11 protein-coding genes and 1 pseudogene are annotated in these 12,569 nt (G+C 61.1%); 4 read left to right on the forward strand and 8 right to left on the reverse strand.

What is annotated here, in order from left to right:
• Window positions 1-61 precede the first annotated feature (61 nt).
• From WA157_RS07720 to WA157_RS07730, 3 genes are all read left to right on the forward strand, one after another.
• The gene (locus tag WA157_RS07720; RefSeq protein WP_422620391.1) at window positions 62-2,926 is read left to right on the forward strand and encodes an AMP-binding protein; all 2,865 of its coding nucleotides are present in this window, start codon (window positions 62-64) and stop codon (window positions 2,924-2,926) included.
• 221 nt (window positions 2,927-3,147) lie between these two features.
• A complete protein-coding gene (locus WA157_RS07725; protein WP_422620421.1) occupies window positions 3,148-3,306 on the forward strand; it encodes a hypothetical protein in 159 nt (52 codons plus the stop codon).
• Window positions 3,307-3,317: 11 nt separating this feature from the next.
• On the forward strand, window positions 3,318-4,580 hold the full coding sequence (locus WA157_RS07730) for a putative Na+/H+ antiporter (protein ID WP_422620392.1): 1,263 nt from the start codon (window positions 3,318-3,320) through the stop codon (window positions 4,578-4,580).
• 3 nt (window positions 4,581-4,583) lie between these two features.
• Here the strand turns inward: WA157_RS07730 and WA157_RS07735 are convergent, their stop codons facing one another.
• From WA157_RS07735 to WA157_RS07760, 6 genes and pseudogenes are all read right to left on the reverse strand, one after another.
• Window positions 4,584-5,588, reverse strand: coding sequence for a sodium:calcium antiporter (locus WA157_RS07735; protein WP_422620393.1), 1,005 nt, complete (start codon window positions 5,586-5,588; stop codon window positions 4,584-4,586).
• Between the two features lie 95 nt (window positions 5,589-5,683).
• Window positions 5,684-6,664 carry a 2-hydroxyacid dehydrogenase gene (locus tag WA157_RS07740; RefSeq protein ID WP_422620394.1) on the reverse strand — a complete coding sequence of 327 codons (981 nt, stop codon included), beginning with the start codon at window positions 6,662-6,664 and terminating at the stop codon, window positions 5,684-5,686.
• A gap of 9 nt (window positions 6,665-6,673) precedes the next feature.
• A complete protein-coding gene (locus WA157_RS07745; protein ID WP_422620395.1) occupies window positions 6,674-8,083 on the reverse strand; it encodes a sodium:proton antiporter in 1,410 nt (469 codons plus the stop codon).
• Between the two features lie 40 nt (window positions 8,084-8,123).
• Window positions 8,124-8,270: pseudogene (locus WA157_RS07750) on the reverse strand (nicotinate phosphoribosyltransferase); the annotation flags it as partial.
• Window positions 8,271-8,346: 76 nt separating this feature from the next.
• Complete coding sequence (locus tag WA157_RS07755; RefSeq protein ID WP_422620396.1) at window positions 8,347-9,072, reverse strand: nitroreductase; 726 nt, start codon at window positions 9,070-9,072, stop codon at window positions 8,347-8,349.
• A complete protein-coding gene (locus tag WA157_RS07760; protein ID WP_422620397.1) occupies window positions 9,069-9,515 on the reverse strand; it encodes an acyl-CoA thioesterase in 447 nt (148 codons plus the stop codon). The genes WA157_RS07755 and WA157_RS07760 overlap by 4 nt, the downstream gene beginning before the upstream one ends.
• Window positions 9,516-9,759: 244 nt before the next feature.
• Here WA157_RS07760 and phaP point away from each other — a divergent pair, with 244 nt between their 5' ends.
• A complete protein-coding gene (gene phaP / locus WA157_RS07765) occupies window positions 9,760-10,302 on the forward strand; it encodes a TIGR01841 family phasin (RefSeq protein ID WP_422620398.1) in 543 nt (180 codons plus the stop codon).
• A 245-nt stretch (window positions 10,303-10,547) separates the two neighbouring features.
• On the opposite strand, the gene WA157_RS07770 is transcribed toward phaP, so the two are convergent.
• A complete protein-coding gene (locus WA157_RS07770; protein WP_422620399.1) occupies window positions 10,548-11,690 on the reverse strand; it encodes an enoyl-CoA hydratase/isomerase family protein in 1,143 nt (380 codons plus the stop codon).
• Entirely contained in the window at window positions 11,687-12,562 is an 876-nt protein-coding gene (locus WA157_RS07775) for a DMT family transporter (RefSeq protein ID WP_422620400.1), read from the reverse strand. The genes WA157_RS07770 and WA157_RS07775 overlap by 4 nt, the downstream gene beginning before the upstream one ends.
• Between the last annotated feature and the right edge of the window lie 7 nt (window positions 12,563-12,569).

Genomic DNA, 12,569 nt, shown 5'->3' on the forward strand with positions numbered 1-12,569 from the left:
TTATCAATTGGCCGAAGGCTGCTTGCCGTTGAATCGGCGGATTGGTGAATGTCGATGAGCCATGAACGAACCTCCACCGAAACAAGACAATCTGCCCCCCTTGGGGGCGCGCGGGATTGCCTGTGCGCTGGATTCCGAGTCGCTGGCGCCGCGCTTGCTGGCGACGGTGCGCAGCGTAGCCGACGAGTTGCGGCCACAGGCGCGGCTCGCCGCCACCCTGGGATTGGACGATTCACTGGAACGCGACTACGGCTTGGACAGCCTGGCGCGCGTCGAGCTGATCGCCCGCCTCGACCGCGATCTTGGCGTGTCGCTGGGCGAAGCGGCGATCACGCAGGCGGAGACGCCGCGCGACCTGTTGCGCTTTATCACACCGGCCAGTGGGCGCGGTGCCGCACCGGCGCGCGCACCTCAGGCGCTCACGTCGCGAGAGGCGGTGGGTGACGACTATCCGCCGGACTCGGACCAGACGCTGCTGGATGTTTTCGAATGGCACCTGCAGCACCACCCGCAGCGCGTGCTCATCACCCTGTACGAGAACGGTGACCAGGCCGTCGATCTGCGCTACGCCGACCTGCACCACGAGGCTGTCGCGCTGGCCGCGGGCTTGCGCGCGCTCGGGCTGGACAAAGGCGACAAGGTGGCGATCATGCTGCCCACCGGGCGCGAGTTCTTTGCCGCGTTCTTTGGCACGCTGTATGCGGGCCTCGTTCCGGTGCCGCTGTACCCACCGGCGCGGCCGTCGCAGCTTGAAGACCACCTGAAACGCATCGCCGGCATCCTGCGCAATGCCCAGGCACGTGTGCTGGTGACCGTCGAGCGTGCCAAGCCCCTGTCGCACCTGTTGCTGGCGCAGGCCGAAGCCCTGCAGCTCGTCAGCACGGTAACCGATCTGTCGCTGGCGGACGCGCCCCCGGTGCGGCCGGCACTTGCGGCATCGGACATCGCGCTCCTGCAGTACACCTCGGGCAGCACCGGCGACCCCAAGGGGGTGATCCTGACGCACGCCAATCTGCTGGCCAACCTGCGCGCCATGTGGCGGGCATCGAAGGTTGGCAGCAGCGACACCTTTGTCTCCTGGCTACCGCTGTACCACGACATGGGGCTGATCGGCGCCTGTCTGGGCGCCCTGTACCTGGGTTTTCATCTGGTGCTGATGTCGCCGCTGGCGTTTCTCGCCCGACCGGCGCGCTGGCTGGAGACCATTGACCGCCATCGCGGCACCGTGTCGGCGGCACCCAACTTCGCTTACGAGTTATGTCTGTCCAAGGTCACCGACGCCGAGCTCGCCACGTTGGACCTGTCGTGCTGGCGGCTGGCGTTCAACGGGGCCGAACCGGTGAGTCCCGATACGCTGGAACGTTTTGCGGCGCGGTTCGCGCCTTGCCGCTTCAAGCGCGAGGCGCTCATGCCGGTGTACGGCCTGGCCGAGAACACGGTCGGCCTGGCCTTTGGGCCGGTGGGCCGCGGCCCGTTGGTGGATCACATCGATCGGGCCGCGCTCGCCCGCGACGGCGTGGCGGAACCGGCACAGCCCGACGACGCGCAAGCGCTGCGCATCGTCTCCTGCGGCTCGCCGCTGCCCGGTCACCAACTGCGCGTGGTCGGCGCCGGCGGGCGCGAATTGCCCGAGCGTGAGCAGGGGCGCGTGCAATTCCGCGGCCCGTCCAGCAGCCAGGGCTACCTGAACAATCCGGTTGCCAATCAAGGCCTGTTCGACGGCGACTGGCTCAACACCGGCGACCTCGGCTACATCGCAGCCGCAGAACTGTTCCTCACCGGACGCGAGAAGGACATCATCATCCGCGGTGGCTTTCATATTCACCCGCAGGAACTTGAAACCGCGGTGGCCGGCATCGTCGGCGTGCGCAAAGGTGGCGTGGCGGTGTTCGCGGCCACCGATCGGCATAGCGGCACGGAACGACTCGTGGTGCTCGCCGAGACCCGCGTCCGCGACCCGGCGCAGTGTGCGCAAATGATCCGGGCCATCACCGCGTTGTCGGCCACGCTGCTGGGCGCGCCGGCCGACGACGTGGTGCTGGCGCCGCCACGCTCGGTATTGAAAACGTCCAGCGGCAAGACCCGCCGCGCCGCCTGTCGCGAACTGTATGAGCAGGGTCGGCTCGGCGTGACGCAACGCCCGCCTTGGCGGCAATGGGCGGCCTTGGCGGCCACTGCGGCTGCGGCGCGGGCCCGCCGCGCGCTGCACACGACTGGCCGTCTGGCCTGGGGCCTGTGGGCCTGGGGTGTGTTCTGCACCTTGGGCGCGCTGGCATGGTGTGCGGTGATGACGCTGCCCGGCGTGGCCCGGCGCCGACGTGTCACGCGCACGCTGACGCGTTTGGCGATCCGACTGATCGGCTTGCCGGTGCGGGTCGAGGGGCTGGAGCGGCTGCCGGTGGCGGGGCCGCGCATCGTCGTGGCCAACCACGCCAGCTATGCCGATGCGATCCTGTTGGGTGCCGTGCTGCCACCCGAGTTTTCCTTTGCCGCCAAAAGCGAGCTGGCCGACGTGATGCTGATCGGCGCGGCGCTGCGCAGGCTGGGCATTGCCTTCGTCGAACGTTTCGACGCAGCGCAAGGCGTCGAGGACACCCGGACGCTGCAAGCGCGTGTGCGTGCCGGCGAATCTATGGTGTTCTTCCCCGAAGGCCGGCTCCGGCGTGCCGGTGGCCTGCAGCCTTTCAGGCTCGGGGCCTTCGTCATCGCCGCCGAAACCGCAACACCGCTGGTGCCGGTGACGCTCAACGGCACCCGCTCGCTGCTGCGCGACGGCGCCTGGTTGCCGCTACGCTGCGCTATTCAAGTGACGATTGGCGAGGCGATTCCTGCGACGGGTCCAGGCTGGAGCCGCGCGCTTGAACTGCGCGATGCGGGGCGCAAAGCGCTGGCCGCCCGTCTGGTGGAGGCGACGCATGATGCTTGAAGCGCGCCAGGATCCGCCATCAGCCCGCGGACAGTGCAAGAAAGACGAGGCCGGCCCGCATGTGCAATCCGACTCTGGACTGCCAACAAACATTGGATTTCCTCAACATATTCTTCAATAAAATTGCCCGGTAGCCCCCGTAGAATAAGCGCATCGTGCTCCTTAATAAATAGCGATCCAAAACACCGGGGCAGGTGCCAGCAGACGAACCAAACCAGCGCATGGCCAAAGCACCTCAAGGCCCAATGAGCGCGCTGGACAAGCTGGTGCTCAAGTTCAGGCGTGAGGGCACCGAAGTGGTGGTCCTTGGCTTGGGCGAGGCCAGCGCGACGACCACACTGTTGCGCCTAAGTGAAGTGCCGGTTGTGATCCTCCGCTAACATAACCTCCCATGACCGATCCAACATTCATCCAACTCGCCGGTGCGGCCTTGTTCGCCCTGGCGGTCATCCACACCTTCTCAACCAAGTTCTTTGAGCACTTGGCCCACAGCCGGCCACGCCATGCCGGCCTCTGGCACCTGTTGGGTGAAGTGGAGGTGGTGTTTGGCTTCTGGGCCATGGTCCTGATGCTGTTTATGTTCGCCGTGAGCGGCAAGCAGGAGGCCACGGCCTACCTCGATACACGCAACTTCACCGAGCCCATGTTCGTTTTCGCGATCATGGTCATTGCCGGCACCCGGCCCATCCTGCAGTTTGCGGCATCGACCGTGATGTGGGTGGCGCGTTTCATGCCGCTGGACAAAGGCATGGCCATGTATTTTCTGATGCTGGCCTTTGTGCCGCTGCTGGGCTCCTTCATCACCGAGCCCGCCGCCATGACGCTGGCGGCCCTGATGTTGCGCGACACCCTGTTTGCCAAGCAAGTGTCCAGCAAGCTGAAATACGTCACCATCGGCGTGCTGTTTGTGAACATCTCCATCGGTGGCACCCTCACGCCCTTTGCCGCGCCGCCGGTGCTGATGGTGGCGGCCAAATGGAACTGGGACATCTGGTTCATGATCGCCAACTTCGGCTGGAAGGCAGCGATTGCCGTCGCCATCAACGCGGGCTCGGCCATGCTGCTATTCCGGCGTGAACTGGGGGCCATGGGCAAGCAAGGCGGCGCTGATGATGCCCCGCCGGTTCCCTTTTCCGTGGTGCTGGTGCACCTGATGTTTCTGTTGGGCGTGGTGGTGTTCGCGCATCACCCCTCGGTGTTCATGGGTTTGTTCCTGTTTTTCCTGGGCTTTGCATCCGCCTACGAGCGACACCAGAACCCCTTGATCTTGCGCGAGGCCCTGCTGGTGGCGTTCTTCCTGGCTGGCTTGGTGGTGCTGGGCGGCCTGCAGCAGTGGTGGTTGCAACCGATTCTGATGGGCATGGATGCCACTGCGGTGTTCTTTGGTGCCACGGTGATGACCGCCATCACCGACAACGCGGCATTGACCTATCTGGGCTCGCTGGTCGAAGGCTTGAGCCAGGAATTCAAGGTGGCACTGGTCGCCGGCGCGGTCACGGGCGGCGGCTTGACGGTGATCGCGAATGCGCCCAATCCGGCTGGGGTGGCCATCCTGCGCGGCAGCTTTGAGGACAACACCATTCACCCGCTGGGATTGCTGATTGCGGCCATCCCGCCCACGCTGGTGGCGGTACTCGCGTTTCAATTGCTGTGAAGACTACCGGCCGTGCAGGAATTGAATGGCGGCATTGATCAGGTACAGCGCCAGCAGCGCCAGGCTGGCCCAACTGGCGGTGCGCCACACGCGTGACACCGGCCGGTAGGCCAGCGCCACGATGACAACGCCGCTCATCAGGCAGGCGGTGATGGCCGACACGGCATGCACCGGCGACACATGCGCATAGATGGAGCCGGGCCGGTAGGCGAAGTCATCAATCGCCAGAATCAGCACGTCAAACAGATTGCTGCCCAGCAGGTTGCCAAATGCCATGTCGATCGCGCCGATGCGAACGGCGCCCCAGGTCGTGGCCAGCTCGGGTACCGAGGTGGCAAAGGCCACGAACAACGTTCCAACGAAAGAATTCGACCAGCCCATCACCCGGGCCAACTCCACGCCAATGAGCGGTAACCAGATGCCGGCACCCACAATCACCGCCGAGGCCACGCCATAGCCCATGAGCGCGGCCTTGAGGGTCATATCCGGTCGCTCGGCCACGACGGTGCTGGTGTTGCGCTGCTCCGTCAGGTAGAGCGCACGCATCGCCACCAGATACATGACGAAGATCATCACGCTGGCCAAGCTGACATGTCCAATGGAGGGCATCATGTCCTGCGTGGTCAGCAGCACCGCCAGGCCCACACCCGCCAGCAGAATGACGCCAAATCCCGCTGACACGATGTGGCCATTGCCCGCCAGGGCGTAGATAGCGCCTTTGCGATAAGTCACGTCGATCATGGCAAGAATCGTCAGGTTGAAAACGCAACTGCCCAAGACGTCACCCACGGCAATGTCGGGCGCGGCGGCGACCGTCACGGCGCTTAAACCAGTCACCAATTCTGGCAACGAAGTCACGGTGGCGATCAGAATCAGGCCCACCCAGTTGCGCGAAAGCCCGGTCAGCGCGGCAATGGCATCCCCGTAGCGGCTCAGGCGCACACCGGCGATGCCAATCACGCCCACGCACAGCGCAAATTGCAACCAGATCAAGGCGATGGGATTCATGGTGTTCGACAACAGAACGACAGGGTGGATGTCAGCGACAAGCTCTGGACAGCCTTGAGTTAGTGAAAGCCTGATCTCCTGGCAATATTTGGAAATTAAATCAGCACCTTGGCATTGAGCGGTGTCAGCGGCTTGTTATAGAGCAGAAATCCGATCAGATTGTCCGCCGCCAGATTGGCCATGGCCAGGCGCGTAGGCAGAGTGGCGCTGGCGATGTGCGGGGTCAGCACCACGTTGGGCGCGGTCAGCAAATCAGGATGCACCTTGGGCTCACCTTCAAACACATCGAGACCGGCGGCGGCAATCGTCTTGTTGCGCAAGGCAGCCGCCAGCGCGGCATCATCCACAATGCCGCCGCGCGCGATGTTGACCAACGTGGCGGTGGGCTTCATTTGCGCCAGCTCGGCCGCACCGATGGCGTGGTGTGAAGACGCAGAATACGGCAGCACCAGCACCAGGTGGTCTGCGGTTTTCAGCAGATCTTCCTTGCTGACGTAAGTAGCCTTGCATTGCGCCTCGTTCTCGACATCCAACCGGGAGCGGTTGTGATAAATCACCTGCATGCCAAAGCCATGGGCGCCGCGTTTGGCAATGCCCTGGCCGATACGGCCCATGCCCAGAATGCCGAGCGTGCTGCCATGAATGTCGGAACCGGCAAACATGTCGTAGCGCCAGCGTGTCCATTGACCCGCGCGCAAAAAATGCTCGGCCTCAGCCATGCGACGCGCCGTCGCCATCAATAGGGCAAAGCCGAAATCAGCCGTGGTCTCCGTCAACACGTCCGGCGCATTGGTCGCCAGCACACCGGCGGTGGTCATGGCGTCAAGGTCGAAGTTGTTGTAACCCACGGCCATGTTGGCGCAGATTTTCAACTCAGGGCAGGCGGCCAGCAGCGCGGCATCAATGCGCTCGCCGCCGGTGGTGAACACGCCCTGTTTGCCTTGCAGCTGCTCAATCAGCTGGGCGGGGGTCCAGAGTTCATCGGCCTGGTTGGACGCCACATCGAATTGCTGCGCCAGCTTGGCAACAACTTCCGGGAAGATAGCGCGGGAAATCAATATTTTTGGCTTGCTCATGGAGTGACTCTAGCGGAACCATATGAAGGTCATAGCGACAAACAGCGGAATCAGGATGGCGCCCGACCACGCCATATAACCGAAGAAACTGGGCATATTGACGCCGCGGTCTTCGGCAATCGCCTTGACCATCAGGTTCGGTGCGTTGCCAATGTAGGTGTTGGCACCCATGAACACAGCTCCGGCCGAAATCGCAACCAAGGTCGGCGCCAAAGACGTCATAAGCAGCGCCGGATCGCCACCGGCGGTGTTGAAGAACACCAGGTAAGTGGGTGCGTTGTCAAGGAAAGAGCTCAGTGCGCCACTGGCCCAAAAATACATGACCGGATCGGGCCAGCCGTCTGGCCGTGTCACTGCCGAGACAATGGCGCCAAACGGACCGTTCACGCCGGCCCTGAGCATGGCAATGACGGGAATAATAGTGAGAAAGATGCCCGCGAACAGCTTGGCCACTTCCTGCATTGGCCCCCAGGAAAACTGGTTGTCCTCGTGCACCTGGCGGGGAGTGAGGCAAAGCGACACCAACGTCACGGCAACCAAGCCGACATCACGCACCAGACCGGGGAGGTCAACTTCGGTACCCGCAATATTGAACACCACTGACGACTTCCAGACACCGCTCAGCAGCACCAGTGCCGCAATCACGCCAAGCAACCAGAAGTTGGCCGCACCATCGAATCCGATGGGCTCGTTGTCAGGCGTCGGATCCGCAGGCAGAATTTCCTCGTGCCGGTGGTAGTACCACCAGTCGATCCCATAGAAGAGCAATAGCAGCGCACCGATGAGGAACAGCGTCTGCGGGAGGATGTGGCTAACCGTCCAGAAGAAATCAACACCCTTGAGGAAGCCCAGGAACAGCGGCGGATCTCCCAACGGTGTCAACGAGCCCCCTGCATTGGAAACGATGAAGATGAAAAACACCACCACATGGGCTTTGTGCTTGCGGTTGTCGTTGGCACGAACCAGCGGCCTGATCATCAGCATCGAAGCCCCCGTGGTACCCATGACGCTTCCCAGCACCGCTCCAATGGCCATGATCGCAACATTGAGCCCCGGGCTGCCGTGCAGGTTGCCCCGAATGTAGATGCCGCCCGCTACAGCAAACAAAGCCGTGAGCAACAGAATGAACGGAATGTACTCGGCCAGCAACGCGTGCACGAAATTGACCCCGGCCGCCGCTGGGCCGAACGTATAAGCAAACGGCAGCAGGAAAGCCAAGGAACAAGCAGCGACGACTTTGCCGAAGTGGTGGTGCCAGAACATGGGTGCGAAAAGAGGAATCAACGCAATTGACAGCAAAACGCCCACGAACGGCACGCCCCACAGTGGCGAGAGCCGGCTGCCGTCGATGGGCGCGGCCAGGGCCAGGCCCGGCAGGGCGAACAGGAATGCCGCAGCAACCCAATGAAGTTGTTTCATGTTTTTGTCTCTTGATCGTGCTCGGGCAGAGCGTGTCCAGTCATGCTGGATGGACAATGTCAAAAACCTGCCGCAAGTAGGCTAAGTATTTCTCATCGTCGCACATGTCCTTGGATGGCGAATCACCGAGTTTAGCGACCAACTGGCCGTTGCAGCCCGCCCTCTTGATGACAATTTGCAATGGCTCGGGATAAGTCATGGTTTGACTCTAAGGTTTAAGTGGCCCGACGACCAGCGTAAAAACCCTGGCGACAGCCCAAGGATCATTCCAGCCAGTGCGTGAACTCTGCCACCGGCACCCGCGGCGTACGAAAGGCATTCACCATATCGTCCTCATCGACGTAACCCAGCGCCATGCCGCAAACCAGCATTTCATCGGCGCCGGCGCCGATGTGTGGCAGTATGATTTTGGCAAAAGGGTTCCACGCCGCCTGCGGACAGGTATGCAAGCCGCGGGCGCGCGCCGCCACCATGATGTTTTGCAGGAACATGCCATAGTCCAGCAGCGAGCCGCGGCCCATCACACGGTCCAACGTGAACATCAAACCAACCGGCGCGTCAAAAAACCTGTAATTGCGCTGATGCTGCAGGTGCATCTTGTCCTTGTCCCCCTTGCCGATGCCCAACAAGTTGTACAGGCCCCAGCCGTTTTCACGGCGCCGGTCGATGTAGGGACTGACCCATTTTTCGGGGTAATAGTCATATTCTTCGCGGTATTCATGGGCCAAGACCGGGTTGGCGCGCACGGCGTCGTGCGCAGCGCATACTTTCTCCACCAAGGCAGCACGACTTTCCCCCTGCAGCACGTAAACCCTCCAGGGCTGGGTGTTGGTGCCCGAGGGTGCGCGACTGGCCACCTGCAGCAAGTCCGACAGTGTCTGGCGCGACACTGGTGCTTGAGTGAAGGCACGCGCCGACATGCGCGAGGTGATGGCAGCATCCACGAGTGCGGCACTCAGGTTGGCAGCATCCGGGCGGGTTGAAGTCATAGCAGGGTTTCCAATACAGTTTTGAGATTGAGCGGCAAGGGCGCCGGGCGACGGCTTTGCTTGTCCACATAGACGTGAATGAAATGGCCTCTGGCCGCGGTTAGAGGCTCGCCCTGTGCAAACAGGCCGACCTCGTAGCGCACGCTGGACGCACCCAGCCGGGCCACACGAATGCCGGCCTCCACCGTCTGCGGAAAGGCCAGGGGCGAGAAGTAGTTGCACTGGGTTTCAATCACCAATCCGATGGTGTCGCCGTGGTGGATGTCAAGCACGCCCTGTTCGATCAGGTAGGCATTCACAGCCGTGTCGAACCAGCTGTAATAAATCACATTGTTCACGTGACCGTAGGCATCGTTGTCCATCCAGCGTGTGCTGATGCTGCGAAATACCTTGTAGGCACTGCGCGGCGCGGGTTGGGGCTTGTCGGATCTGGCTTCACTCATGGGCCTGATTTTGCCAGTGCGGCGGCCCATCTCCGGCAAAGGCTTTCATGTCAAGCGTATGTCAGACCCCAATCACTGAACTTTCTAGAAATTTTGTTCTAAATTGTTGCAATGCAGCAAAAAACACTTGCATGGGCCCGGGATCACCCTATAATTTGAGCCATGCTGCACTGCAACATAAACCACATTCAAGCAGGGTTACGGGGCAGATATTTTTCATCCTAACTTTCAAAGGAAAATTACCATGTTGACCGTCGAACAAGTCCTGGCTTCACAAAAAGCAAACGTCGAAACCCTGTTGGGTCTGACCTCCAAAGCCTTCGAAGGTATGGAGCGTATCGTTGAACTGAACATGACCGCTTCCAAAGCTGCCCTGGCCGAAACCAGCGAAACTGCCAAAGCCTTTTTGAGCGCAAAAGATGCACAAGAGCTGCTGGCGCTGCAATCGAGCCTGATGCAACCGTTGGCTGAAAAGACCGCCGCCTACAGCCGTCATCTGTATGACATCGCAACCGGCTCCAGCGCTGAATTCAGCAAGGCTTTTGAAGGCCAGGCTGCCGAAGCGCAACAAAAGTTCATGGGTTTGGTGGACAACGTTGCCAAGAACGCACCGGCTGGCTCTGAGTCTGCTGTTGCCGTCATGAAAAGCGCCGTCGCTGCAGCCAGCAATGCAATGGAATCAGTTCAAAAAGCGGTTCAGCAAGCGACTGAAGTAGCTGAAGCCAACTTCAATGCAGTTTCAGCGACCGCTGTGAATGCGGCCAAGCCCGCCGGCAAAAAGCGTTAATTAATAAAACTTGTGAAGTAAGTTAGAGATAAATCGTCTTTCTGGAGCAACATCTCTACAAAACTTAGGGCAAACCCTGAGATACTTCATACCAGTTGGATTTATGAAAAACATTTAGTTTTTTACTGGTTGTCTCCTCGGGTCCTTTCGAAACCAACAGGTTCAGGGACTCCTTAAGGGCTGGTCGCAAGATCAGCCCTTTTTTTTGGAGAAAAACTTGACAACGGGCTGAGTGTGATCAGCGACTATCTCAACTCACGCAGCGGGTGGGCCTGAGGCGTCCACGGGCTGGTGAAAAATGGCGCCACCATCGCCGGGGTCACGTCTTCAATTCGGACCGGGTTCCAGTGCGGCGTGTTGTCTTTGTCCACGGCCAACGCCCGGATGCCTTCGACCGTCTCGCTCTGGCTGGCGCTGCGCCCCAGATGCCGGGGGGCAAAACAGTGGTGCACCATGTCGCGCTCCATGCGCAGGTCATCAGCCAGACTCAAAGTGCGGGCGCGGCGAATCTGTTCCAGCGTCACTTGCAGCATCAGCGGTGAGCGCTGGCGCAAAGTGGCGGCAGTACGTTGTGCCCACTCGTCGTCAGCAGCCTCCAGCGCCTGCACCATGGCGGCCACAGAGTCCAATCCAAAATATTGATCAATTCGGCCTCTAGTCCCCGTGAAATAATCGTTACTAGCTATTGAATACATAGCAGTCCAGGAATCGATGGCGGTGTCGCGATCAAAGTCCAGCTGGGCCAAAGCTTCCCAAGCCGACGGCAACTGGGTGGCGTCAAAACAAACGTCGGCCAGACCCAGCGCCAGCGCTGCGGTGGCGCCAAGGGTTTCGCCGGTCAAGGCCAACCATTCACCGCTGTGCCCCGGGCAGCGGCTCAGAAAATAACCACCACCCACATCCGGGAACAAGCCAATGTTGGTTTCCGGCATGGCCATTTTGGTGCGTTCCGTGACGATGCGGATCTTGGCGCCCTGACCAATGCCCATGCCACCGCCCATGACAATGCCATCCATGAAGGCCATTGTGGGCTTGGGGTAGCTGTGGATCAAATGATTGAGCCTGTATTCCTCAGTGAAGAAGTCTTCCAGCTCAGAATCACCCGCCAGCGCAGCCTGATGAAAAAAACGGATGTCACCACCGGCACAAAAGGCGCCAAAAGAGCCGGTTTTGCTGTTGCCGCGAATGGCCACCGCCTTGACCCGAGCATCATCGCGCCAGGCCAGCAGGCATTGGGTCAAGGCGCGGATCATGGACAGCGACAGGGCGTTCAGGGCTTTGGGCCGATTCAGCGTGATGAAGCCTACCTGGCCGCGTACCTCGCCCAGCACGAGGGCTGCCTCATCGCCTGGTGCAGGTTTTTGTACATTCAATCCAGGGTTCGTCATGCGCGGTTTCTCCATCCAATCAGTTCATTGACTGCCAGTGCCCCGATCACCAGCGTGCCGCCCAACAGCACATTGGGGCCCGGCACCTCGCCGGCGCCGACCCAGGCCAGCAAAATGCCAAAAATCACTTCCAGCAAGCCCAGCAGCGCCACTTCAGGCGCCTTCAGCACCCGGGTGCACAGCACCGCCAGTGCACAGGGAATAGCCAGTTGCACCAAGCCCAGCCCGGCCAGTAAAACCAGATCGTGCGCCGAGGCCTGAAACGGCAAGGCCATGGGCAGGGTCACCAGGGATGAGAGCACGGCGCCGATCAACACAGCCGGAATCAGATCGACGTCGTGTCCTTGCGCGTGGGAATGTTGCGTGACGGTCCAGTTGGCGGCGCCGGAGATGGGGACACACAGAGCCACCAAGGTGCCGAGCAGGCTGCCACCTTGCGTGATCTGGCTGCCATACATATAGGCAACGCCGCCGCCGGCGACCACAATGGCGACCCAGGTTCGCCAGGCAATGCGGTGACCGATGAACAGGCGGGCGGCCAGCGCCGTGAACAAGGGCCCCAGCGCCATGGTAATCAACACATTGGCAACGCTGGTCAGCGTGATCGCCAGCATGAAAAAAGTGAACATGCCGGACCAACAGACGCCGGAAATCCACAGTGCCGAGCCGCCACTGCGCATTCGGCTGAAAACGCCACGCCCGAGAAAAAGCGGCAGGATCACCAGCAGCGACAGCACCGTGAAGAAGCTGCGCCAAAAGGTCACCTCAAAACTGCGGGCCTGCTCCAAATGGCGCGTGACCACCCCGGCGATAGACCACATCAGGGTCACCGCCACCATCAAGAGAACGGCCCGGTTGTGGGTGAGCCTCACGCGTCTT

The sequence above is a fragment of the Rhodoferax ferrireducens genome (genome assembly GCF_049302455.1).
GTDB lineage: Bacteria > Pseudomonadota > Gammaproteobacteria > Burkholderiales > Burkholderiaceae_C > Rhodoferax > Rhodoferax ferrireducens_B.